Here is a 25783-nt window from a genome sequence, read left to right as displayed (position 1 = left end):
GTTGGGGAGTAAAATTCTATGTCAGTATCTTCAACAATAGAATGGACAGAAGCTACATGGAATCCTACCACTGGCTGCCATAAAATTAGTCCTGGTTGTAAAAATTGTTATGCAGAACGTTTTGCAGAGCGGTGGCGAGGTGTTGCTGGTCATCCCTACGAACAAGGTTTTGATGTAAAAACTTGGCATGAAAGACTTAAAATGCCTCTTTCATGGAAGAAACCTCGCCTAATTTTTGTTAATTCCATGAGTGATTTATTCCTTGATGATATTTCAGAAGAATTTATCAAAGATGTATTTAATGTAATGGAAGAAGCTAGTTGGCATCAGTTTCAGGTATTAACTAAGCGTCCACAAAGAATGCTTAAAATAGCTAATTCCATAAAGAAATGGCCTAGTAATATTTGGGCTGGAGTAAGTATCGAATCTCAGGCTTGGGTGTGGAGAAGTGAAATTTTAAAAGAGATTCCTGCAAAAATTAGGTTTTTATCTTGTGAGCCTCTTTTAGGTTCTTTAACACTTTCTTTAGATGAGCTACATTGGATTATTGTTGGTGGAGAATCTGGTGTAGGTGCTCGTCCTATGAACATTGAATGGGTAAGAGATATTAGAGAGCAGTGTATACAAGCTAATGTGCCATTTTTCTTTAAACAATGGGGAGGCATTCAAAAGAAAAAATATGGTAGAGAAATTGATGGAAGAACTTGGGATGGTTTTCCAGAAACTATAGTTGATAAAAACACTAAACAAGTATCACCTGTGAAATAGTTTGAATATGTCCTTATAATGAATGATTATCAAAAGTCCTCTGCGGTATCCTGGTGGTAAATCAAAAGCAATAAATCAAATAGCTGAATACTTGCCAGATAATTTTTCAGAATTTCGAGAGCCTTTTGTAGGTGGTGGTTCTGTATTTATTTATTTAAGACAAAAATTTCCGCATATCAAGATTTGGATTAACGATTTAAACCGCGAACTATTTTTATTTTGGAAGTTTGCCCAATGCGATCTGGCTCACTTAGTTCAAGAAATTCGGCATATTAAAGTTAAATATAGAGATGGTAAATTACTCTTTACAGAATTAGCTAGTGTAGATGTCAATAGTTTATCTGATTTAGAAAGAGCAGTTCGTTTTTTCGTCCTTAATAGAATTACTTTTTCAGGAACTGTAGAATCAGGTGGCTTTTCTCAAGAAGCTTTTCATAAAAGATTTACTAATTCTTCGATAGACCGATTAGAAAAATTAGAAGGTATCTTATCAGAAAATGTCCAAATTACTAATCTCGATTACAGTCACCTATTAAAATCACCAGGAGAAAATATATTTTTATTTTTAGATCCACCATATTTTAGTGCAACAAAATCAAAGTTATATGGTAAAGATGGTGACTTACACACGTTTTTTGAACATAAGAGATTTGCTGAACTTTTGCAACAATGTCATCATCGCTGGTTAATTACCTACGACGACTCATCGCAAATTCGAGAAAATTTTCAATGGGCTAATATCTCAGCATGGGAATTGCAGTATGGCATGAATAACTATAAGCAGAGTGTTGCAGCGAAAGGAAAAGAGCTATTCATTACTAACTACGAAATTAAACTTTATTTGGATAAAAAAGCAAAAAATCAGAAGCTTGTTAATCCAGCTTTGTAGTTGAGCCTTGATATTTCAACCTAATTTTAATAGCGGTCAATTTTCCGGTAGGATAGCTCCCATACCCTTCAACCTAGCTACACCCTACCAAACCAGAAACCTTAGCTATGACAACTTTTCCAATCTCTGCTCAAGAAGCCTCTGCTAGCTGGTATATGCTGCTGCAACAATTAATAGATGGCCAATCCTTATCCCGTACTCAAGCTGCTGAATTGATGCAAGGTTGGCTTAGTGAAGCGGTTCCCCCAGAGTTATCAGGGGCTATTTTAACAGCGCTGAACTTTAGAGGCATTTCTGCCGATGAGTTGACTGGTATGGCTGAAGTATTACAATCCCAATCTTCCCCACTTAGCACTCAGCACGGGCTAAACGCCCCGCTATCAACAGCACTCAGCACTGTAATAGATACCTGTGGCACGGGTGGAGATGGTTCATCAACCTTTAATATTTCCACAGCCGTTGCTTTTGTTGCGGCTGCATCTGGCGTACCAGTTGCTAAACACGGTAATCGTTCAGCTTCAAGTCTCACGGGGAGCGCAGATGTATTGGAAGCCTTGGGTGTAAACTTAAGCGCATCCAGTGACAAGGTGCAAGCCGCATTACAAGAGGTGGGGATCACTTTTTTGTTTGCACCTGGTTGGCATCCAGCACTTAAAGCAGTTGCCCAATTGCGGCGGACTCTTAGGGTAAGAACGGTGTTTAATTTACTGGGGCCGTTAGTAAATCCTTTGCGTCCTAGTGGGCAAGTTGTGGGGCTATTTACTCCCAAACTTTTGGCGACTGTTGCCCAAGCATTAAACAATTTGGGCAAGGAAAAGGCGATTGTTTTGCATGGGCGAGAAAAACTTGATGAGGCTGGGTTAGGAGATGAAACTGACTTAGCGGTTTTATCAGATGGAGAAGTACAGGTAACTACCATTAATCCCCTAGATTTGGATCTAACACCTGCTCCCATAGGTATGCTTCGGGGTGGAGATGTCCAAGAGAATGCAGTAATTCTCAAGGCGGTACTCCAAGGTAAGGGAACTCAGGCGCAACAAGATGCTGTTGCGTTGAATGCGTCGTTGGCGTTGCAAGTAGCAGGTACGATCGCACTGCTGGATCACGCCCAAGGGATTAAAATCGCTAAGGATATCCTACAAAGCGGGGCAGCTTGGACGAAGTTGGAGCAGTTAGTTGAGTTTCTGGGGAATTAATTTGCGATCGCGATTGCGGGCGAAATTCTATTACATTACGTTTGATGGTGACATCGTAGTTGCCAAAAAAGTCATGCCCTAAAAGTCCAGTTTCTAGTTCCGCACCTGCGATCGCTACTGGGATTCTATTCACTATTACCCCACCAACGGCCATCGAATTAACATAGCCCACAGGAAATTCTACAGCTCTAGAACTAGCGGTATTTGCTTTAGCTCTCCCTACTGTCACGATTCCCAAAGCATTGGCCATCTGTTGGGTGATGACAGTGCCACTGGCTCCCGTATCCACAATCATCTCAAATTCTCGTTGGCCATTGAAAGTGACTTCCACAATTGGCGTTCCACCAATTCGCCTTTTAATCGGCGCTGTAAATACTTCCTGATCTGGAATCACCACTGCTGATGAGGGCAAACCTGGCTCTATTGGTAACGGTTTTGTTTCTTGTGGAGGCGAGGTATACTTTGGTGTAATTGTTGTTTGGGGCACCACAACCACTATTCTCTTTGGTTCGGCAAGACGCACAGGGCGAGGAGTAGCTTGTTGTTGGGCATATTTAATTTGGCGGCGATATTCAGTAATTTTGGTTTGAGCGATCGCAAATTCTGGGCTTTTTCGCCGGACTCTTTGCATCAGCGCGATCGCATCCTGGTACTGATTCGCCACCAAAATCCAATCACCTGGAGATTGAGCAGAACGGCTGATACTCCAAGCGCCAACCGCTTTGTCTAGCCCCTGTTCAAAAATACTGGGTTCACTTTCAGACGGCTCTAGCGGCTGTACTTCTGGCGTAACAGCTGGTGTTCGTGGTTTGACGGCAGGCTGTGCTGATGCCAGATCCCCAATTGGCGCGGGTTGCTCATTGCCACCAGTCGCAGTGTTTTGTTTGTCTTCACTACAGGCAACACACAAAACCGCTAGAGCGCTTGATAAAAAAATTAGGGTTGCACGGGATAAAAAAGACTGAAGCATAATTAATTTTAACTGCCCAAGCTTTGCCAAATCCACTGCCGCTAGTTTAATTCCCTTTTAATTTTAATTAACGATCCTAAAAACTCCCAACTGCCCAACTCATGGGATAATTAACAATCGCAGTATTGGAGACTGGAGACTAGAGACTGGGGACTAGGTGGGGAAAAGTTTTCCCAATCCCCAATTCCCAATTCCCAATTCCCAATTCCCAATTCCCAATTCCCCAACTTACTATGCCCCTGACTGACGCAATACCTGCTTTACTTGTCCTGGCAGATGGAACCACTTATCGCGGTTGGTCTTTCGGTGCTACAGGAACCGCGATCGGAGAAGTGGTGTTCAACACTGGCATGACCGGATATCAAGAAGTACTGACTGACCCTAGTTACTGTGGTCAGATTGTCATTTTTACCTATCCTGAATTAGGCAATACTGGTATTAATCTTGAAGATGAGGAATCAGATGGCCCTCAAGTGCGGGGTGCGATCGCCCGAAATATTTGTCAACGACCAAGTAACTGGCGATCGACACAATCCTTACCAGACTACCTGAAACAAAACCAAGTACCAGGGATCTACGGCATAGATACCCGCGCCCTCACCCGCAAAATTCGGATGTTTGGAGCCATGAACGGTGGCATTTCCACAACTATTCTCGATGAGGCGGAATTGCTAGAACAGGTACAGGCGGCTCCCAACATGGCGGGATTGAATCTGGTTCGCGAAGTCACCACATCAACGGCTTATGAATGGTCAGATCCCACAATTCCAGCTTGGGAATTCAACTGTGAGGCTGCGGAAAATCTTGGAGAAGCCTTTACCGTTGTCGCCCTTGACTTTGGCGTAAAACGCAACATTTTGCGTCGCTTAGTAAGTTACGGTTGTCGGGTAATTGTTGTGCCTGCTGATACGCCACCAGAAGAAATCCTCAATTACAATCCAGATGGTGTGTTTCTTTCTAATGGGCCGGGCGACCCAGCTGCCGTCACTGGAGGGATTGCAACTGCCAAAGCGCTTTTGTTAAGTCAAAAACCCATTTTTGGTATTTGTATGGGGCATCAAATTTTAGGTCATGCATTAGGTGCAGAAACCTATAAATTAAAATTTGGTCATCGTGGTTTAAATCAGCCTGCGGGTTTACAACAACGGGTAGAAATTACCAGCCAAAACCATAGTTTTGCTATTGATCCAGATTCTTTACCTACGGCAGTTGTGGAAATCAGCCATCTAAACTTAAACGATCGCACCATTGCCGGGGTACGTCACAAATCTCTACCTGTATTCTCTGTACAGTATCACCCAGAAGCCAGTCCTGGCCCACACGATGCCGATTACTTGTTTGAGCAATTTGTTCAAGCCATGCAAGCAGCACGTCAAGCCGCAACAGCCGAGGTTAAGTAAAAATAGGGAATGGGTACTAGCTAAGGACTAAGAAAAAGTTTTTCAATGCCCAATACTTCGACTTCGCTCAGTACAAGTGCCCAATGCCCCAAAAGATTGTAGACAACTTGCTCAAAAACCATCTATACTTGAGCGTTCACTTTAACTCATGAGGAGGGAATTATTGCTGAGCCACTGAATCTAACCGTTAGCCTGAGGGGTACTCGTGAAGTCCGGGATAACTGCCAGCTATTCCGCCTCACAGGTTTGTTAGATGCCTTTTCTGAACCCACATTTCGCAAAGTGCTTGGCAGCAAGATCGAAGAGGGCCCTAAGCACATTATTTTGGATCTCTCACAAATCGACTTTATTGATAGCTCTGGCTTGGGCGCTTTAGTGCAGCTAGCCAAGCAGGCTCAAACGGCTGAAGGCACTTTGCAAATTGTCACGAATGCCCGCGTAACTCAAACAGTCAAGCTTGTTCGTCTAGAGAAGTTTCTCTCCCTGCAAAAATCAGTTGAAGAAGCTCTAGAAAACGTCAAGTAGTCTTGATTGCTTGAACCGAGAGACCAATTCAGCTATCCAGATTCAACATCGGGTAGCTTAATTTTTAAAACTTCTGGCAGAAAACCTCTCTCCTTGTGGGAGAGGCAAGAAGCCAGTTGCGCTATTATTATCTTTAAAGTAGAGCAATCAAAAAAATATGTACACCAAGTGATTGCTGTGTAATCGCTTACTAGAACATTCCGACAAATAATTAAGTCTGAAAAAGTTGTAAAAAATACAAATTTAGCAGATTTGTCTATAGATAAACTTGACTTGATACTGTATAGTTAAAAATTGTCACTTACTAAGTAAGCATAGCAATGCTATCTAGTAACGGGGTGTATTTGATGTTCAGATTTTACCCTATCTTAGACACAGACCACAAGAAGTAGGCGAAATTTGGTTTACAGGCGTTGACATCAGGGTGATTTTAAATGCCAACTCTCAATCAAAAAGATGAAATTAAGAAGTAATTTTGATAGTATTGATTATGCTAAGTATACTATCATGGCATACTTCAGAAAAATCAGTCTTTGCGAAGAATGCCTTCCTAATCTAGCCCGTCAAGGAATGATTTATTTGTGAAGTCACAGGAGGAAGAGCTATTAGATGGACAAGATAAAACTCCCAAGCAGAGTTTATCTTGGACTGAAGCACTCTTGGCAACCACAGGGCCATTCCAACAGATTTCCCTCTCACAAGTGCAACAAATTTCTCCTACTGCTTTAGCATATTTGGGGGATGCAATTTATGAGTTGTATGTTAGAATGTTCTATCTGCTGCCATTGCAGCGGTCGGGAATTTACCATAGTCTGGTAGTGGAGCAGGTAAGAGCAGAAACACAAGCGCTACATTTGCGATCGCTAACTCCTCATCTGAGGGACACCGAATTAGAAATTGTCCGACGGGGTAGAAACGCCGCGACAGGCCGCCCTAAGCGACTTAATCCCGAAATTTATCAACAGGCAACTAGTCTAGAAACCCTAATAGGCTATTTATATCTCACCGATTACCAGCGTCTAACCGAACTGTTGCAAATGCTTCATGTAGAAAAAGAGTGAAAGCTCAATTTCACAACAATAGGTACAGCAGTAGATTAGGTTCCAGAAATTAAGGTAATCGGGATGTTCAACCATAAGCTATATTCATAACTCAAATGCAGAATAAACCGAGAAAAATCATCAGCACTAACACTTCTACTGGCGAACCCAATCGTGGTAAACCTATAAAAATTAAGGGTAAGCGTGTTGTTAGTAATCCCACTCGTAATCCTCGGAAAATAGATAGCAACCCTATTTCTGTTGCTAATCCCACTCGTAATCCCCGGAAAATAGATAGCAACCCTATTTCTGTTGCTAATCCCACTCGCAATCCCCGGAAAATAGATAGCAACACCATTTCTGGCAATTCTCGACAACGAAATAGCAACTTCTCTCAGTCGCCTGTATCTACACAACCAATAGAAGAAGATAACGATATCATCTACGGTCGTCATCCAGTATTGAGTGCATTGCAAAAACAGCGCAATCTTAACCGCATCTGGATTACGACCCGTCTGCGCTACGATCCCAGCTTTCACCATTTTCTGCTCCAAGCTAAGGAAAATGGCACCGTTATTGATGAGGTTGAACCCAAGCGCTTAGACTATCTTACCAATGGCGCTAATCATCAAGGTGTGGCAGCACAAACTGCTCCTTACGGCTATATCGAATTAGCCGATCTCATTGAACAGTCTAAATCTGTAACCGATCCCGTTATTGTCGTGGCTGACGGAATTACTGATCCCCACAACTTAGGAGCAATTATTCGCACCGCCGAAGCAATAGGCGCTCAAGGATTGGTAATTCCCCAAAGACGGGCATCTGGGATCACTTCCACTGTTATGAAAGTAGCAGCAGGCGCTTTAGAAAACTTTACTGTATCTAGAGTTGTTAACCTCAGCCGCGCCTTAGAAGAATTAAAAGAAGCTGGCTTTTGGATTTATGGCACTGCTGCAAGTGGAAGTGAACCCGTGCATACTGTCAATTTCAAAGGCCCAATCGTTTTGGTAATTGGTTCAGAAGGCGAAGGTCTGGGTATGTTGACTCAACGTTCCTGTGATTTCTTGGTATCGATTCCTCTGCAAGGTAAGACTCCCAGCCTAAATGCTTCTGTAGCAGCAGGGATGGCGCTTTATGAAATTTATCGTCAGCGATCGCTAAATACGCTGTACTTAGATAAGGTACAAAAAATTTCTTTGAAAAAATAACAGTAACAGAGTATAAAGAAATGTAAAAGATAATAAAGCACCATATCGTTTAACACCCTGTAGACGTTTATAAATCGGCGAAAAACATGAAAACCCTTTGGCATAACCTCAAGGAAGTGTTGATTAACACATTCGACTCCATCGGCCTGGCTTGGTGGGTAGAGATTGTGACGCAAAATCCCCGGTGTACTTACTACTTTGGGCCATTTCTGACTTCTTCTGATGCAAAATTTTCAAGCGTTGGATACATAGAAGATTTGGAAGTCGAAGGAGCTACGGGAATTACTATGCGTGTCAAACGTTGCAAACCTAATACCTTAACAATTGCTGAAGACTTGGGGGAAAGATTTGACCGCAAAGTACAGCCTGCCTTTGGCGGTCAGATTTAAGTTAGGCGAAAATCAAGATAATTCGTAATTCGTAATTCGTAATTCGTAATTCGTAATGACGCTCGCGGACTCGCTAACGCTGCGCTAACGTAATTCGTCATGGGCTTCTCTACGAGACGCTAACGTAATTTCGAGTTCTAATTGCGAATTATGTGGTTCAGAGGTAAAAACTCTGGGACTATTGAATACCAATTACCTGCGGATGTTCTTCCAGCCAATGGTCAATGTCATTCAGCACCTGCTGGGGGACTTCCCACGGGAAAAGATGGGCGGTGTTTGAATAGCACTGCCACTGAGAATTTTGGAGGTGTTGAGCAGTTTGTAAACTGGAATCAGATGTGATATGGCGGTCTTGATCGCCAGCAAGAACCAAACTAGGACATTGTATTTGTGGCAAATCTGGAAGCCGATTATATCCCGATTGAATGGCACTATAGAGGGCGCGAGTAGCAGCAGGAGAGGTTTGCAGATAAGCTGGTACTGCTTCTTTGGCGATATAGTTGTAAGTTGTGGATGTATGTTGTTGAACTAAGTAGCGGAAAAGCGATCGCTTGCCAAAAGTTTCAATATTCCATCGCCAACTCGGTTTTATATAGTTTAATAGGGCAGCAATGCCAGTATATAAATTATCTTGCCAAGTGATGGTCGGATGACTACCACGGGGTTTTGCGGCTGTCGCCACCAAAATCAGCCCAGTAATACGCTCTGGTAAACGCAATGCCAGTTCCATTGCTAGAATGCCCCCAAGTGACCATCCCAATACTAGGCATTTTTCAATATTTAAGCGATCTAGCAGCGCTTCTAAATCAGTTAAATGGTCATTCATAGCAAAATTGCCATTCCACCGACTTTTCCCATATCCGCGTAAATCAGGGGCAATAGTCTGATAGCGTTTTGATAGATGATTGGTGAAGACAGAAAGACTACGACCAGTACCAGGATGACCATGTAAGCCCAATATGGGGAATCCTTGACCTTGGATGTAAACATTGAGACGTGCAGTAGTAGTACGATGGCGATCGCTCATGACACGCCGTTCTCCTGTCTAGCGAACACAGCGATCGCTTCAGTCCTTTGTGCTGTCCGCTCTATAATCACCTCAATCTGTCCTAACCTTTCTTGCATAGTAGTTCGTTCGTTATATTATTCTTCTTGACAAATGACCAATGACAAATGACCAATAACTAAGATATTAAGAAATTGGTTCAAAAACCATTTGAGGGATCAACACTTCGTCTTGTAATTGTCCAATACCTAAAAAACGAGTTTCTTCATCATAAACTCGCACTATTCTAGGAACATCAAAAGTTAGAGAAATTCGCTGACCTTGACACCACTTTTGAGCAGATGTTGCTGGTAAAGTAACAGATGATAAATGTTGTAAAGCCGCATCTGGGAAAACGAGTTGAAATGTTCCGGCTTCTAGTTGTGCTTCTAAATCAGTCAAGGTGAGGCTATCGGTTAAATTGAAACCACTACTTTCGGTACGGATTAAAGCCGCAAGAGTACCACCAGTTTCTAAGCTTGCACCTAAGTCACGAGCGATCGCTCTAATATATGTACCAGAACCGCAAGCGATCGCCACATCCAATTCAGGAAAATCTCCTTCTCTCCAGTCCAAAATATCTATCCGAAAAACTTCCACTGTTCGCACTGGAACTTCTACTGTTTTCCCTTGGCGTGCTAAATCGTAGAGACGTTTACCATCCACTTGGATTGCACTATAAATAGGTGGTATTTGCTCAATTTTGCCTTCAAATTGTGCTAATGCAGTTTTTACCTCTGCCAAACTCAATCCAGTACAAGGTTGAGAAGTGATGATTTCACCTTGTAAATCATCGGTTGTGGTACGCACACCCAGGCGAATAGTGGCTTTGTAAGCTTTATTTTCTGGCAGATATTGCAATAATCTTGTGGCTTTACCAAGGGCAATTGGTAAAACTCCTGTGGCGGCTGGATCTAAGGTTCCCGCATGTCCGACACGTTTGAGGCGCAACAATTTTCGCACCCGCGCTACGCAGTCGTGGGAAGTCCAGTCAAATGGTTTGTTTAAGTTGAGAAAACCTTGAAATAACACAAAATCAATACTTACAGCTTCTAAACTCTATTAAATACTTATTTAATGCTCAAAGCATTAATATTTAGCAATTAAAGCTTAATTAAGCATTAATTTATACACATTAATCACCTTCAAGACATCCTGTAAGCACTTTACCGAATAATACACACAAAATGCAGATAACGCCGAGTATGTACAGTAAATACCACATTGTCACTTATAAGTGACAACACATAAAATACTTTTACCAAAATAATTATCGATAGGGTTTTATAAACATAAATTAAATGAAAAAAGCAATTTTCACTACTACGTTAATTCTTTGTTCTATGTTGATTGCAAGTTGCGGTGATGGCAACAGTACTTCTCAAGAAAATAAAGTTAATCAAGCAAATACTGCAACAAAAACTCTAGCTAATTCTAAATCTACTTCTGCAAATAAAGGAAACTAAATAATATCGAAATTGGTAAAAAAACTAGTAATCCAACATCAAATCAAAAAACACCTATTAAAAATAGTAAAACTAATGAAATACCTCACCATAACCCGATATTGGGTACTATCAAAGATATACAGAATGGAGACTTAAAATGCTATGTTACTGTTGTTGATGAAAAAGGTAAATTATATGAAGGTGTCGGAGCTACATTTGAGGTTTGCAAGCCAGAGAAATACGTCAATAAAAAAGTAAAGATGTCTTATGGGCTAGAGAATGTTAGTGATTGCCAAAGTTCTGAGCCTTGCGGTAAAACAATCGAAGAATGGCTGATTACCAACATAGAAATTCAAGAGTAAAAATCACAATATTTGTTTTTAAAATTGTAATTAATACAGATAAACGATAAGTGCTATATACTTATACAAATCAAGTTGATGATGGGGAAAGTTGATCGATTGGGAATACCTTTGGTAAGCTGACTGTAACTTTAGTTCCTTGCCCCACTTCACTAAATAAGGTGATATCGCCGCCATGTAATTCTACACAACCTTTAGCGATCGCTAGCCCTAAGCCTGTACCAGGGATTGTGTCAACGTTACTTCCACGACAGAAGGATTGAAACAAATTTTCTTGATCTTTAATCGGGATACCAATTCCCCGATCTTGGATGTAAAAGATAACCTCTGATTCTTTACCGATCAGGTGAAACTCTACAGTCCCTCCATCTGGAGAGTACTTAATTGCATTAGACATTAAGTTAATAAAAATTTGCTGCAACAGTCCGCGATCGCCCCAAAAGCCTTGGGTATGCCCAGTAATTTGAAAAATCAATTCGTGGCGATCGCCTGTTGTTTCTCGCTCTTGTTCTATAAGATCGGCAAAGAATTGCAGCAAATCTAGTGGAATTGGCTTAAATTTGGGTTTTTCTAGTTCAAATTGGTTAACCAGAAGCATATTATCCACAAGTTTGGACATATACCTTGCTTTCTGTTCAATAATTCCTAAAAACCTTTGTTGTTTGGACTCATCCAGTTGTTGGTTATGTTTTGCCAAAGTTGATGCAGCCGCCAGAATTGAAGTTAGCGGGGTTCGATACTCATGAGAAACCGTTGCAATGATTTGAGATTTAAATACATTGAGTTGCTTTTCTTTGGCAAGGGCTGCTTGAGTTTGGGCTAACAATTCAGCTTGTTGGATAGCGATCGCTAATTGTACCGAAACTTCATTGAGCATTTGGGCATCATCAGTTTGCCACTGTCGTTCTCCAGAATTTTGGTGAGCAATCAACAAACCCCAAAGCTTGGGAGTTGGATTCCCATTGTTGCTCAAATTAATGGGAACTACTAGATTTGCATTAGTATTAAATTGCTCTTTCAGGCTGACACAATTACACAACCCAAGCTCATAAATATAAGGGATTGGGGATTGGGGATTAGGCAGGGGAGCAGGAGGAAGGGTGCAGAGGAGAGGAATTTTACCCCTGCTCCCAGCTAAGAGTTCCCCTACTTCTTCCCCAGCCGCGACGCGATCGCACAATGCTACAGTGCGGAATGACTCAACTGATGAGGCAACTATTTTACCGTCAGTATCTGGGGCGAACTGATACACCATCACGCGATCGCACTTTAGAAGTTGCTGTACCTCTGCTACAGCTGTATTCAAAATTTGCTCTAGGTTAAGAGACTGGCGAATTCGTAAAGCAGTTGTCGCAATTAAGCGCTGTCTTTCCTGAGTTTTGCTGAGTTGGGCTTGCAAACATGATTGCTTGATGGCATTACGGACTGCTAATTGCAGTACATCCTGTGTCAGATTATGCTTAACCAAATAATCCAGCGCACCCCGTTTCATTACTTGCACAGCCACCTCTTCATCACCCCGCCCTGTCAACATAATCACAGGTACAGAAGTCTTAAATATCTCCTGCTGCATCTGATCGAAGAGTTCTATCCCACTCATATCAGGTAGGCAAAAATCCAGCAGAATGGCATCACATCGGATTTTTTGGCACAAAGCAAGTCCTTCTTCTGCACAGTCTGCCTCCAAAATTTGGTAGGACTGGTGCGGATCTTTCAACAGATATCGGCGATAGATTTTCCGATCTGCTGCACAATCATCAATGATGAGTAGCGTCCATGTGTCCAACATATACAAGTATGAAGATTGGGGAGCTATGTAGATCCCTTTTATCCAGATTGTGTTTTATTGCATAATTCTAAAAATAATATAAAATAAGTATAAATAAAATCTAAATTCTTTAGTAATCCTAAAGAAATATGAAATAGTCTAAAAACACAAAAATGGGGAAAAAGAATCTATCAGAGACAAATAGATACAGTAACTCAAAGAGAAAAATTTCTTAATGTCCTCTGAGCCGTCTCTTTTATTATCCTTTTTTCCTTACTGCCTCATCAACAGGCAAGAAACAAATTAATCCAAGACTGGCGGCATATTGGCATCAAGCCAGTAGTCCACAAATGCCTGGATCGTCTTTTTTAGTTCCTGAGCGTCCATCGGCTTTACCAGATATCCATTTGCGCCCTTTTGGTAGCACAACTCAATATCCTTGGGGTTAGATGATGTGGTAAAAACAACGATGGGGATTTCCTTGAAACTCTTGTCTTGCTTGAGCCGATCTAAAATGTCACGGCCATCAATACCGGGCAAATTCAGATCGAGCAAGATCACAGAGGGTCGTAATGCTACTTTAGAGTTGGGTAAGTTTTCGCCTTTGCTATGGGCATCACTCCCCTGTTGATACAGGAACTCTAAAACCTCATCCCCATTAGTACAACGATGTATGGGGTTCTGGACGGACATGAGCCGCATCAGACGTTGTAGCATCCGAAAATCTTCATTGCTGTCCTCAACAACAAGCAGAGGTTCATGAAGTTTTTTTGTCATTCGTGGTCTTAAAAGAGCTTAACAAAAATACATATTTGGTTATTATCTTAAACTATTCCAGCGTGAAATAGAAAATCGAGCCAACGCCTAGGGTAGATTCAACCCAAATTTGGCCGTTATGAAGCTCAACAATCTTCTTAACAATAGCTAATCCCGCACCTGCTCCTCCACCGTACTTTTCCTGAGAATGCAGCCGCTTGAATAATCTAAAGATAGTTTCTAGGTGATGCTGTGGAATGCCAATACCGTTATCTCGGATATAAAAGATTGGGCATGGGGCATTGGGGATTGGGGATTGGTGAATAATCGCTTCCCCTGCTCCCCCTGCTCCCTGCCCCCTGCTCCCTACTCCCTGCCCCTCTTCTTGAGAAAGGTAGCCAATCTCAACCCATTGCTCTGCTTTATCGTTGTATTTGAAGGCATTACCAAGAAGGTTACTGAAGACTTCATTAACGAGAACTCGATCGCACTGAATTGTTGGTAAAGGGCGAGGAATGCGAATATCCACAAGCCCAGAGTCTTGGCGACTAGCACGAAAGACATCAATTACTTGGTTGAGTAATTCGTTGAGATCGGTTGCTTGCTCTCGGAGATGTGCTTGTCCTAACTGCGATAGTCGTAGCAAAGCATTAATCAGAGTTTCCATGCGTACAGATAAGGACACTACTGTTTGCAAGCACTCAATTCCGTCATCATCTAATACTTGGGCATAGTCTTCTAGCAGCACAGTCGAAAAGTTATAAATTCCCCGCAAAGGTTCTTTGAGATCGTGAGAAGCAGCGTAGGCAAAGGATGCTAATTCTTGGTTACTGCGTTCTAACTCCAAGTTGATTTTCGCTAATTCATCCGCCTTTGAGAGAACAATACCAACGATCGCATTACTCAGAGCGATCGCACTTTCAAGTTCACACCCTTTCCAAGGTAAAGAAGTTAATCTAACCGTTTCTTGCCATTGTTCAAAGGATTTTCGGGGAGACAGGGTGTAGCTACCATCTCCCTCGGCTTTAATCGATTCTTGTGGATTTCCTGCCCAGTGTACTGTTTGGATAACTTCAGGGCGGAACCAAAGAATATAATAACGCCGGACTTTAGAAATTCGCAGTAGCAGCAAACCACTAGCAGTATCTTTAAATATGAGCGCTTCTGGATAAAGCTTCGGCAGAGAATCGGTAGAAAACAGGTTATCAGTAACTTGAGTATCTGCCCATTCAATTAACGCCCGCACTTCATCAATATTTGGTGTGGTTCCCACAAGGTTAATTTCATTATCTAGACAAACCGCCGCTCCAGAGGCACTGACAAAATCCAGCAAACGGATTTCCGGTTTGATTAAGGCATCGATAAAGTTGTCTGCTTGGGAAATGGACTCAAGGAACTCAGACTGTAGCGATTTGAGTTTTACCTTATAGTCCCATTCCGAAGAACTAATTTTGTGCGCTAACTCTGAAGATACGATTTGTCCCAAAAATTCGCACATCTTGCGTACTTCGTAGGAAATATACTTTGGTGTTTGATGATGGCAAGATATTAATCCCCAAAGTTTCTGCTCTTGAATCAGTGAAATCACCAAAAGAGCCTTCACTCCCATATTTTGATGATATTCAGCACAACACCAATCAAAACTCCGTAGCAGACAGTAGCTTAAGTCAAGATGTTGGTGTGTTGTCGGATTTTCCGTTGGAACTAGTTTGACAGGTTCGGCAGTCAAATCGGGGAGAAATCGGAGAAAGCAGCGCGTGTATAACTCCCTAGCCTGCGCTGGAATATCTGTAGCGGGATAGTGGAGTCCTAAATAAGGTGATAAATCTTCCCGTTTAACTTCTGCAACAACAGAACCCGCTTCTGACTCGTCAAATTGATAGACCATCACCCGATCGAAACTGATGATTTTTTGGACTTCTTGTGCGACTAAATGCAAAAATTCTCCTAGATTGGATGTCCTTTGCATTTTAGCGATCGCTTCACTCGCAAAACTATGAAAGTTTAAGAAACTCACCTCAAATTCCGAGTCAGTTGGTTCTAGCTCCAGAATCACAGCTTCTTCTGTACGATGAGCAATAGCATCAAAGTATATTTCTCCATACAAAGTATTTATTAATACTTTAAACGCATTGGCGCTGCCAACCTTTTTTACTAAGCACTGCTTGACAATTTCCACTGGCTGAGGCTCAAGTAAATAGCTCAAAGGCCGACCGAGCAAATCTTCTGGAGCTTTGCACAAATACACTTGGGTATTATTGCTAACTTGTACGATCTCTAGCTGAGTACTGAGTGCCAGGAGAATGCCATGAGGTTGAATAGAGCCAGGTATATGGATAGGTTTGCGATCGTGGTTAGTCAGAGCAGTCGCTTGGGTAGTAGTGTTTTCAGGCTGGCTCATAAATCAACTTATGTAAAGCTGAATTTTACAATAGTGCAATTAAATGTCACATTTCTTTAAAGTATATGCCGATAAGGATGAATGCGATCGCATTCATCTGTGCTTGTTAAGGTTTTTACTGTAAGTAAGCGCAAGTAATTAGAAAACCGTGTAGTGTTACCGAAAATACAGCAAATAAATTGCACAGACGTAAGTAATTAATTACGTCTGTATAAATCAAATAAAAATCATTACATGCAGCAATGCAACACCAATATCCAACATCCAAAATCCGAAGCTGACTATGGTGTTGGGAACTTTTTTTTTACGGTTTTGGCTCCTCGCATATCTAGCAATTGAGCTAATTCGGTTGTATTCAATGACTTGACAAGACTTAAACCAAGAGACTTACTAGAAATGCTTTGAGTGTAGGCGGCATTCAGGTAAGGGGTGTATTGTGGCTTTCCTGCAATGTATGTTTGGAAGAAAGGTAAACTTAAAACATTCATGTAACGACGCGCTTGAGAAGCATCGCCAATCATATCAGTAGGTAATGCTACTTGTTGATTTGCAGGATTGCCATTACCAATAGTGGAAAAGTGAGTACCACCTACAAGCATGACGAGATACTTTTGGGAATTCGCAAACCAGGAGAAAGGTAGAATTTGCTCCGATAAAGCTGGTGCAACTGTATCATCACTACTGCTGACAATCATCACTGGAGTTTTGATTTGACTTAAGCCAGCTTTGCCGAAAATAGAACTAGTAATGGGATTAACTGCGATCGCAGCTTTTACTCTCTCATCCCGCAGATTATAATCTTTGCCAGACTTGCTGATGCTCAATTCTAAAGCGCGACACTGGAGCAGTAAAGACATATTCCAGGTTTTTTGCAGTGCTGCTGGTTGACAGTCTTGTTTTAGCTGCTCAAAGTTGATTTTTGCGCCTGCTAAGGCTAAGGCTGTGTAGCCTCCCAAAGATTGACCAAATACTCCGACTTGTTGCAGATTTAAGCGACCTTTAAACCTTGAATCAGATTGATTACCTTTTTCCAATTGATTCAATATATATGTGACATCCAAAGGTCGGTCTTGAAATTCACCTGGTTCTGCTACTTCATTCGCGTGTCCCTTTAGCAGAGAACGTAATTGTTTAGCATCGCTACCAGGATGATTAGGAACGACAACAGCAAATCCATAAGAAGATAGGTGCGTAGCTAAATATTGAAAGTTGCTGCTATCTAAACCCAAGCCATGAGAAATCACAATTACGGGTGTAGTCTTCTGGACATTGGGAATGTAAACATCAGTTAATAAAAGCCGATTGCGCTTTGAGTCGAAAAACTTTAGGGTGTACTTTTGCGACTTAAACTTTCCCGGAACCTTTAAATCAGGCAATTGCGAGAGATTTGGTTGTGGAGTGGTAGCAGCTTCTATTTTAGACTCTTGGGAAACTGCTGCGATCGCACTATGGGTTTGGTTAACAAGTTTCTCTAATTCCGTAGCTATTTCTAAAGTCTCTGCAACATCAAGACGAATGCTGCTGCTGGGATATTTACGCAAAACATTCAAAAGTGTCAAGCCTCCCGATTCAGCAGAGGCTAAAATTAGCGCCGAACGCAAAGTACCAAATCTTGATTCTGCTTGACTAGTTTTAATGACTTGCGCCAACCGATGCAGTAAAAATTCTCCTTGCGGTGTGTAGAGAAGTTGCGAAAGTACTACCGGACTAACTTTTACACGATTAAGTAAAATCCGTCGCAATTCTGGAAGCTGTTGTAGAGGCAGATATTGCTGATACGCTGCCAAATCTTCGTTAATTACACCTGTTTTGGCATAGTTTTCTAAAGTGTTGACTGAAATGGAAAGCTCTAAGGCTGAATAAGATGCATAAATCCGCTCTGCTGCCAAGACAGAATTGCTAATCCCAAACGTTGGCAGCAGTGTTGAAAGAACCAGCAATAGGGAATTCTTTCTGAGGCTGCTGGCCCAATTACCAAACAAACTATTCATCGCTCAACTGTTTCGGTGGTCTGGTTTTGTCAGGTGTTGGCTTTGGTAGTTATTCGGACACCCTGCTTGGTTTACTTTAATTTTTTAGCCTCAATTTTATCAAAACAGAATTTAGGAGTCAGTCGTTATAATTCAGTATGAATCGTGTATGACTTGCGAATGTAGAAAGCTTTATCTGACTCCTGAATTCTGATTTATGAATTCTTCTTCAAGAATTTTTTTCTTGGCTAGAAAGTCAAAAATCAGATCCTACAGTGTCACACAGATGGGTAAAGTATCCATCTTATAATGAGTGACTCCCGTAGTTCGCCTTCACTATCAAATCATAACAAATAAAAAATACTCTGCCTCAGTATTTATGTTGTAGCTTTGAATGTTGCACGGATTCTATAGATAAATAAAACAGTAAAAATCCTGAAAATCCTTACTACTAATTGCCTTTTCCTAATGCGATCGCTACTGAACCTGTAACTACTAAACCTGCTCCCAATATTGCTACCAAGCTGAAGTGTTCTGATGGTATCCAATTAGGTGCAATAACTGATACAACTGCAACTGATATTAATGTCACAATGGGAGCTAAAGCTATTACGGCACTTACTCGCGATGCTTCCCAATGTTCTAATGATTCAGAAAAAGCACCGTAAGCGATTAAAGTATTAAAAGCACAAAAAAGCAACATTCCTAAATGGAAAGGATCGAGTATCAAAAGTGATTTTACTTTGGCTAGAGGAGTGAATAATAAAGCACATCCTCCATAAATAATCAGCATGATGCTGGCAGAAGATAAAGATTGTAATAACTGCTTTTGTGCTAAAGCATAAATAGCCCATGACGTTGATCCTAGCGCTATCAAAACACTACCTAGTAGATATGTGCCATGTGCTGTAATTAGATTTGTTAGTTGTTCGCGAAAAAATAGAACATAACCACAAATCATTACACTGACACCAATCCATTGATACAGCCGATAACGTTCTTTAAAAATCACTAACCCTCCGAAACCTAATAAAAGAGTAGATAATTGAATCAGAACTTCAGCGTTTGCAGGTGATGTTAGTGATAAACCTTGGGTAAAAAAGAAGTAATTACTCCCTAAGAATAGTGTAGCGATCGCTAATAATTTCCAAGAAGCAGAACGCAGTTGTTCTAACTTTGGTAACTTGCCGCGTATTCCTAAATACACAGCGAGTAGTAAAAATGATACCGAAAATCGAAACCAAACGACGGTATAGACATCAAGTACTTGCAGAATTACTGCCAGAGCAATAGGTAAAATTCCCCACAATAAAACCGTTAATAGCGATAATACTAGCCCTAAGCGCCAGCGACCAGAACTTTGATGTAGTGACATTCAAGTATCCTACTCAAAGTAGGGCTGATGATAAGTTAAAACGTATCTAATTTGCATGTCTAAATTTTACAATCTTTTCTTGACAATCTATCTTAATAGCTTAGTAAAAACAAATTAAATGTAGAACAGCTTATTGACCTTACTCAATTTATTTTTAGTGCTAAATCATAGCGTTTCTTGTTCATAGAAAATTTGTAAATAGCGTAATTACTTTACATGAATATTAAATTTCAGGATCTCACGTAAACGTATAATTTGTTTCAGTTTTATTTTATTACTAAGCATTATGGGGTTTCTACCCAACTTAAGCTTAGTAATTTCTATTACAGGCTTATCCCTTTACTTACTACTGACCTCAAAAAGTCGATTTTTGCTCAAATCTATGGTGACAAAAATAAAGCGCCAAGAGTGGAGATTTAAATATGGCAAGCTTAACTACCTGAGAGCAAGATTTTTAAAGACTATAACAATTGCTGTCATTATTATGGCAGCAATAATAGCTGGAAATACTGTCTCAGCACAGGTTACGCCATCGCCTCTACCTTCGCTCAAAAGCATATCGGTTCCGGAGCCGGACAATCTTGGAGACTTCGTAAAAGACAAAGTAGCTGCCATAAAGTTAGGAAAAACTCTTTTTTGGGATATACAGGTTGGGAGCGACGGCGTAACCGCCTGTGCTAGTTGTCACTTCCATGCTGGGGCTGACAATAGATCCAAAAATCAGATTGCTCCTGGACTTTTACGGATTAACCCTGATGGTACAGAGAATCCAGATGCGGTTTTTAATGTTGGTGGTCTACCAAACTACCAACTCAAACCAGGGGATTTTCCCTTCCATAGTAACGATGTCAGTTCTTCTCAGGGGATCTTCAATAGTAAGTTTGTTGATGTCACACCTGGTAATGCACAAGACCAAGTAACAAACGAGCCAGATCCAGTGTTTAACGTCGGAGGCGTTAATGTGCGCCGCGTCGAGCCGCGTAACACTCCAACCGTGATTAATTCAGCATTCAACTTCCGCAACTTTTGGGACGGAAGGGCACAAAACATCTTTAATGGGGTGAATCCCTTCGGTTTAAGAGATCCTAATGCTGCGATCGCCAAAGCAGCAAACCCAAATAAACTAGAATTTGTCAAAGTCAGTCTGAAAAACGCATCTTTGGCATCTCAAGCGGTTGGCCCGCCACTCAGTTCCTTTGAGTCGTCTGCTGATGGTCGAACTTTTCAAGAAATTGGTGATAAGTTCGGGCGAATCGACAAAAGATCCCTCAGCGCTGGTAAAGGTAAAAAGCTTCCCCGAAAACTTGCGAAAAAGTTATTACCTCTCAGACCACTAGGTAAGCAGGTAGTACATCCACAAGACAGCGTTTTAGGTGCAGATAGTAGATCGCCCAAACCCGGACTCAAAGATAAAACTTATGGGCAGCTAATTCAAGATGCTTTCAAGCCGGAGTGGTGGAAGTCTAATCAACTCATCCAAGTTGATGCTGAAGGTAGAAGGACTTTTGTCAAAAAGCCCGATCGCTCATTGGAGACTAATGAGTACACATTAATGGAGTACAACTTCTCGCTATTCTTTGGGCTAGCAGTTCAGTTGTACGAGTCTACGCTCATTGCCAATGATACACCCTTCGATCGCTTCTTAGAAGGAAAAACTAATGCCCTAACTTCTGAGCAGCAACAAGGGAAACAACTGTTTGAGGGCAAAGCTTTCTGTATTGCTTGTCACGTTGGATCGGAATTGACAGCTGCTTCAACAAGCAATGTCGCTAAAGAAGGACGAATCAAACGTGCGCCCTTCCCGCCAAACTCCCCTGAAGACACTGGCTTTTTTAATATCGGTGTCACACCTACTACAGAAGATCCTAGTTTAGGTAGTAAGGACGCTTTCGGTAATCCGCTTTCAGAAGCACGATTGGCTCAGTTAGGGAAATTTCAGCTTCTCCTTGGCGAAAACCCTCCCACCTTCAATCCACCGTTGAATCCTACTGAATTTGTGTTTGCAGACGGAGCCTTCAAAGCACCTGGACTTCGCAATGTGGAACTCACTGCTCCCTACTTCCACAATGGAGGTCATGCAACCTTAGAGCAAGTGATTGATTTTTACAATCAGGGTGGTAACTTGAGGCTTCTTCCCCCACTGGGTCTCTCACCGGAAGAAAAACAGCAATTAGTCGCCTTTTTAAAAGGTCTGACTGATGAGCGAGTTCGGTATGAAAAAGCGCCTTTTGACCACCCGCAACTGTTCGTCCCCAATGGACATCCATCAGGTAGCTCTACATCCGTTATCAATGACGGTAGTGGCAAAGCTACAGATAGTCTATTAGAAATTCCTGCTGTTGGTAAGAATGGTGGTAGTGGTACTCCAAATTTCTTGAGCTAACTAGCCATTTTCTATTACCTTAATCAAAGAAAAATCATAAACCTTTCTTTTTAATAGGTTTAGGTTGGATTGAGGAACGAAATTCAACACCAACGAAAACTACTTTTAACAAGGGGTTTAAGACAAAGGGCTTAAGCCCCTTGTCTGTTTAAGTAAGTAACTCTTACCAAAGTCAATTTTTTACTAACCACAGAGACGCAGAGAGCACTGAGAGAATAAAGAAATGCTTAACTGAACTGTATTGCCCAATGCCCGATTCCCAATTCCCAATTCTTTAAAAGAAATCAGCCATCCAAGGCGAAGCACCTGCAAATATTTGCGTAGCTGTTAAAATAGCCGTTTCTGTACCATTCAGTTTTCCCGCTATTTGCAAATGGTAGGGGGTAAACAAGCTTGTATATAATGGCGCTAATTCCCGGATATCTAGCTGCAATTCACCCTTTCCACCTTTTGTAACTTCTCCACGTCCGTTAGCAACAGAAAGAATAAATTTACCATTATTTTCAGTTAGCAAATTATCTTGAATTTCTAAGTGCAATTCGGCTTGGATTCCCGGTGGATAACCACGCAATTCCAGCGCCTTAACGACATCTATTATCCGCAGCAACCAACGACTCGTAGTCTGAATCTTGGCAGTTTGCTCTGGTAGCAGCAATGTCAGAGAATCAATTGCAGAACTCTTCCATCGCACCTGTTGAATTTGAGAGCGATGACTTGCTAGAAAAGACCAGAAAGTTTGTGCAGCAGCAACTGTAGTCAGTACCCAATCTTTTACAAAGAGGATTTCACCATTATTTGTTCGCTCTTGAGTAAAAATGATGTAGCCTTGGGGCTGGTCTTTAGTACCAATCAAATAGGTATAGACTATTTCCTTATCATTTGGTTGAATTATTCGTTCCCAAATTGCTGGATGTCGGTCTAAATATCCATGCGTTTGTCTCGCCTGCTGCTGATATAGCTCATGAAAGACTTCATGATTGATGCTTGCTACTAATTCCAAAGGTAGGGGTTGCTCCCGTACTTGGATATTCTGGGTAGCAATCTCCCAAATACACCAGCTACCCCCCTGCTCATAACCTACTTTTCGATACAAGCTTTGAACAGCTGGATAAAGAGCGGAGATTGCTATACCTCTATCGTAAAGTTCTTTGAGAGTGTGCTGCATAAGAGCGATCGCAGCCCCCGAACCCCGATATTCTGGAGCAATGCCCACTACGGCAATTCCTGTCATTGGTACACGTTGACCACCCCACCACTGACCCATGTCGAGAGTTGCTAATCCACCAGCTACTTGCTCTAATCTCCGAATAATACGGAAATTTTCTACGCCAATCATGTTGATGTAAGCTTCCTCACCACCAAGGGCGCTGATGAAACACTGTTCAAGGATATGTTCCAACTGCTGGATATCCTGTGGATGGGCGAGAGTGCTGTATTCGAATTGAGCCATCATCTCTTATACCACTAGTATTACAAAACCATCCGCCAGTCATACAGAATTCATTCTGGATTCTGACTCCTGACTCCTGAATTCTGTTTGATAAATATACTATGCGATCGCGCGGTTCGGACAAGATAGAAATACCATATTGAAATTTAATTTGTATATCTGGGCACTCTAGATTAAAGAAACATACTGGAGAGTTATTCTTATGTCTACGACTTCAATTAGTGCAACACTGGCACAAACACAGAGAGATGCCGTGTTCCAAGCGATCGCTACGATTAAAGAAAACTTACCATTTTTAGTTGATTTGAGTGCAGATGACCGAAAAGCTTTACCTAAGATGGGAGATAAAAGTCGGGCGTTTGTAAGCAAAGCATTAGAAGTGGCGACGCAAAACCCAGCGTTCTTACCGCGATCGTTTGACATAGATGAAATGCGGAAAGATGTGCAGTTATTTGAAGCGTTGTATCCACTATTGCTCTCGTTGACACAATTGCAAGATTTGGTAGATGATACATCCTTGGCAGTAGGCAGCGAAGCTTATGCAGCCGCTTTGCAAGTATATAACTATGCTAAAGTCAGTGGTCAGGGCACAGGTTTAGATACGATGGTTGAAGAAATGGGGCAACGGTTTTCTCGTAAAAATCGGAAAGTCAAGTCTCAACAGGTAGCACCGTAGGAAATAATTTATCAATTGCACTGTTAAAGTGCAAGTTTAAAGCTCAAAGTTTGAACGTTCGAGCAAAAAGGTCGGAGTTCCGAGTTAAAAGGCTCAACGTTCAAGCAAAAAGGTCGAAGTTCCGAGTTAAAAGGCTTAACGTTCGAGCAAAAAGGTCGGAGTTCCGAGTTAAAAGGCTCAACGTTCGAGCAAAAAGGTCGGAGTTCCGAGTTAAAAGGCTCAACGTTCGAGCAAAAAGGTCGAAGTTTCGAGTTCAGAGGCTCAACGTTGAGATTTTGAGAGCGATCGCAAAAGCATTTAAAATACAGTTCGGTTAATATCCCTGATGGATCTGGTTTTTCAAATCATCTATACTTGGTTTTTACTGTCAATGTATAAGTCCCATAGCAATCATAAATGATCTCCATATCCCCGACTTCTTGAAGAAGTCGGGGATATAATTTTAATTTTTAACGAATGATTTAGAATTGCTATAAATCAATTAAATAATCATGAATGTTGTAATCAATTTATTGTTTTTTTTGCTGCCAATTCTGAGTAGCTTTTGGATTGCCCAAACTTTCAACCCTTTATCTTCTTATCAGCCTCTCCATGCTATAGACGGAGCGGCTTTATATAAAAAAGAATTACCCAATGGGAATGAAGCCTATTTACAAGTTATCGATCTCCGCAAAATACACATAGACCAAATTATCGGAAAAGTAGATAATATGGGTATAAATGAGGGTAAATATTATCAGGGAGAAAGTAAATATTACAGTCCTTTTTTCAAAAGACATTTATTTTCTGAAGTTGCAGAAGAATATAAGAAACTTTACTCAAATAACGTTTTTTCAATAATTAATTGTTCTTTTTTTGAGCAATACGAATCTAGTACTCAATTATCCTTTCCAATTAAATTAAATGGTGTAGTCATCAGTGGTGGCAATAGCCCTTATGGCCCAATCAAACAACCAAAAGATAAATACTATAGTAATATTCGCCTCAAAGCTCTAGTCTGGGATAATAAGCAGGCATACATTACCGATTACAACCAGGTTAGCGGCGTGCCTCTGAATCAAAATAGAGTGAAAAATGCGATCGTCACTTACCGATACAGCGATCATCCAGCAAAAATCTTAGCTCAAAACCAAGCAAATAAGTATCAAGTCATCGGTACTCTAGACAAAGATGGTGTTAAAGGTGACGAGTTATTGTTGATTATGACGGTGAACAAAGCAACTCTGGATGAGGCAGCCGATTTATTACGTAAATTAGGAGTTAAAGGCGACATCATTACTGTTGATGGCGGCAGATCAACTTATTTGTTCAATTCCCAGAACGGAAATATTATTGTTCCCCAACTTTCTAATCCGCAAGAAAATCCCGCCTTCCGAAATCTTCCTCATTATTTGGGATTCCGTAAGACAATTAAAAATCAGGTAGCACCAAAAATCCTGATTGGTCAGCTAACTGCTAAAGTACTTCCCAAGAAGGATCAGCCCTATCTAATATTGTGGCGAGATAATTTTGATAGCGATGTCTCGATTAAGCTGTACGATGGAAACAAACTTATCCAAAATATTTCTTCCCGTACCGCTAGCGATGGTGTTTATGAGTGGATACCACGTATTTCTGTAGAAGAAGGCTATTTTATTCGTATTTCTAGCTGGAAAGACCGGAATATCTTCGGGGACTTGCAATTGTGATCGGGATAAACGCTGTTTTTAGCGGTGCGGAATGGGAAATTGTCATGGATAACGAGCTAAACGCAAACCTCTTAAC

Annotated in this window: 22 protein-coding genes; 13 read left to right on the top strand and 9 right to left on the bottom strand. The window is 41.3% G+C overall.

The features are described 5' to 3' along the window. Positions 1–18: 18 nt before the first annotated feature. The 3 genes from NPUN_RS06085 to trpD all read left to right on the top strand — a co-directional run bounded on the left by NPUN_RS06085 (position 19) and on the right by trpD (position 2853). Positions 19–768, top strand: coding sequence for a DUF5131 family protein (locus tag NPUN_RS06085; protein ID WP_012407943.1), 750 nt, complete (start codon positions 19–21; stop codon positions 766–768). A 25-nt stretch (positions 769–793) separates the two neighbouring features. Beyond that, positions 794–1657, top strand: a complete 864-nt coding sequence (locus NPUN_RS06080; protein ID WP_041565940.1) for a DNA adenine methylase — start codon at positions 794–796, stop codon at positions 1655–1657. A 107-nt stretch (positions 1658–1764) separates the two neighbouring features. Further along, a complete protein-coding gene (gene trpD, locus NPUN_RS06075) occupies positions 1765–2853 on the top strand; it encodes an anthranilate phosphoribosyltransferase (protein WP_041565221.1) in 1089 nt (362 codons plus the stop codon). Here the strand turns inward: trpD and NPUN_RS06070 are convergent. Then, a complete protein-coding gene (locus NPUN_RS06070; RefSeq protein WP_012407940.1) occupies positions 2783–3823 on the bottom strand; it encodes a retropepsin-like aspartic protease family protein in 1041 nt (346 codons plus the stop codon). The genes trpD and NPUN_RS06070 overlap by 71 nt on opposite strands. Positions 3824–4056: 233 nt before the next feature. Between NPUN_RS06070 and carA the strand changes: the two genes are divergently transcribed. The 5 genes from carA (at position 4057) to NPUN_RS06045 (ending at position 8385) form a co-directional block, all read left to right on the top strand. Continuing rightward, positions 4057–5223 (top strand): glutamine-hydrolyzing carbamoyl-phosphate synthase small subunit, encoded by a 1167-nt coding sequence (gene carA, locus NPUN_RS06065; protein WP_012407939.1) that lies wholly within the window; start codon positions 4057–4059, stop codon positions 5221–5223. A 159-nt stretch (positions 5224–5382) separates the two neighbouring features. Next, complete coding sequence (locus NPUN_RS06060; RefSeq protein WP_083782327.1) at positions 5383–5748, top strand: STAS domain-containing protein; 366 nt, start codon at positions 5383–5385, stop codon at positions 5746–5748. 581 nt (positions 5749–6329) lie between these two features. After that, entirely contained in the window at positions 6330–6809 is a 480-nt protein-coding gene (locus tag NPUN_RS06055; protein WP_012407937.1) for a Mini-ribonuclease 3, read from the top strand. A gap of 95 nt (positions 6810–6904) precedes the next feature. Next, positions 6905–7996 carry a 23S rRNA (guanosine(2251)-2'-O)-methyltransferase RlmB gene (gene rlmB / locus NPUN_RS06050; RefSeq protein ID WP_012407936.1) on the top strand — a complete coding sequence of 364 codons (1092 nt, stop codon included), beginning with the start codon at positions 6905–6907 and terminating at the stop codon, positions 7994–7996. Between the two features lie 86 nt (positions 7997–8082). After that, on the top strand, positions 8083–8385 hold the full coding sequence (locus tag NPUN_RS06045; RefSeq protein ID WP_012407935.1) for a DUF1816 domain-containing protein: 303 nt from the start codon (positions 8083–8085) through the stop codon (positions 8383–8385). Between the two features lie 178 nt (positions 8386–8563). Here the strand turns inward: NPUN_RS06045 and NPUN_RS06040 are convergent, their stop codons facing one another. Both NPUN_RS06040 and truB read right to left on the bottom strand, forming a co-directional pair. Further along, positions 8564–9412, bottom strand: coding sequence for an alpha/beta fold hydrolase (locus tag NPUN_RS06040; RefSeq protein WP_012407934.1), 849 nt, complete (start codon positions 9410–9412; stop codon positions 8564–8566). Positions 9413–9577: 165 nt separating this feature from the next. Then, complete coding sequence (gene truB, locus NPUN_RS06035) at positions 9578–10462, bottom strand: tRNA pseudouridine(55) synthase TruB (protein WP_012407933.1); 885 nt, start codon at positions 10460–10462, stop codon at positions 9578–9580. Between the two features lie 269 nt (positions 10463–10731). Here truB and NPUN_RS41595 point away from each other — a divergent pair, with 269 nt between their 5' ends. Further along, the gene (locus NPUN_RS41595) at positions 10732–10896 is read left to right on the top strand and encodes a hypothetical protein (RefSeq protein ID WP_167315581.1); all 165 of its coding nucleotides are present in this window, start codon (positions 10732–10734) and stop codon (positions 10894–10896) included. 101 nt (positions 10897–10997) lie between these two features. Next, positions 10998–11240 carry a hypothetical protein gene (locus tag NPUN_RS37355; protein ID WP_012407932.1) on the top strand — a complete coding sequence of 81 codons (243 nt, stop codon included), beginning with the start codon at positions 10998–11000 and terminating at the stop codon, positions 11238–11240. A gap of 70 nt (positions 11241–11310) precedes the next feature. Here NPUN_RS37355 and NPUN_RS06025 read toward each other — a convergent pair whose 3' ends face one another. The 5 genes from NPUN_RS06025 to NPUN_RS06005 all read right to left on the bottom strand — a co-directional run bounded on the left by NPUN_RS06025 (position 11311) and on the right by NPUN_RS06005 (position 19510). Beyond that, a complete protein-coding gene (locus NPUN_RS06025; RefSeq protein ID WP_012407931.1) occupies positions 11311–13029 on the bottom strand; it encodes a hybrid sensor histidine kinase/response regulator in 1719 nt (572 codons plus the stop codon). 282 nt (positions 13030–13311) lie between these two features. Beyond that, positions 13312–13785, bottom strand: coding sequence for a response regulator (locus NPUN_RS06020; protein ID WP_012407930.1), 474 nt, complete (start codon positions 13783–13785; stop codon positions 13312–13314). A gap of 52 nt (positions 13786–13837) precedes the next feature. Further along, entirely contained in the window at positions 13838–16165 is a 2328-nt protein-coding gene (locus tag NPUN_RS06015) for an ATP-binding protein (RefSeq protein WP_012407929.1), read from the bottom strand. Between the two features lie 281 nt (positions 16166–16446). Beyond that, the gene (locus NPUN_RS06010; protein WP_012407928.1) at positions 16447–18156 is read right to left on the bottom strand and encodes an alpha/beta hydrolase; all 1710 of its coding nucleotides are present in this window, start codon (positions 18154–18156) and stop codon (positions 16447–16449) included. 430 nt (positions 18157–18586) lie between these two features. After that, complete coding sequence (locus NPUN_RS06005) at positions 18587–19510, bottom strand: DMT family transporter (protein WP_012407927.1); 924 nt, start codon at positions 19508–19510, stop codon at positions 18587–18589. Positions 19511–19796: 286 nt separating this feature from the next. Between NPUN_RS06005 and NPUN_RS06000 the strand changes: the two genes are divergently transcribed. Continuing rightward, positions 19797–21893, top strand: a complete 2097-nt coding sequence (locus tag NPUN_RS06000; RefSeq protein WP_012407926.1) for a cytochrome-c peroxidase — start codon at positions 19797–19799, stop codon at positions 21891–21893. Positions 21894–22167: 274 nt separating this feature from the next. Here the strand turns inward: NPUN_RS06000 and NPUN_RS05995 are convergent, their stop codons facing one another. Next, positions 22168–23346: a GNAT family N-acetyltransferase gene (locus NPUN_RS05995; RefSeq protein ID WP_012407925.1), complete on the bottom strand. Its 1179-nt coding sequence runs from the start codon at positions 23344–23346 to the stop codon at positions 22168–22170. A 199-nt stretch (positions 23347–23545) separates the two neighbouring features. Between NPUN_RS05995 and NPUN_RS05990 the strand changes: the two genes are divergently transcribed. Together NPUN_RS05990 and NPUN_RS05985 are read left to right on the top strand one after the other, a co-directional pair. Then, a complete protein-coding gene (locus NPUN_RS05990) occupies positions 23546–24019 on the top strand; it encodes a hypothetical protein (protein WP_012407924.1) in 474 nt (157 codons plus the stop codon). A gap of 491 nt (positions 24020–24510) precedes the next feature. Beyond that, positions 24511–25707 carry a phosphodiester glycosidase family protein gene (locus NPUN_RS05985; RefSeq protein ID WP_012407923.1) on the top strand — a complete coding sequence of 399 codons (1197 nt, stop codon included), beginning with the start codon at positions 24511–24513 and terminating at the stop codon, positions 25705–25707. Positions 25708–25783: the final 76 nt, after the last annotated feature.

The sequence above is a fragment of the Nostoc punctiforme PCC 73102 genome (assembly GCF_000020025.1).
GTDB lineage: Bacteria > Cyanobacteriota > Cyanobacteriia > Cyanobacteriales > Nostocaceae > Nostoc > Nostoc punctiforme.
Note: the sequence above shows the minus strand (reverse complement) of the source record. Positions and strands in the feature narration are given on the sequence as shown.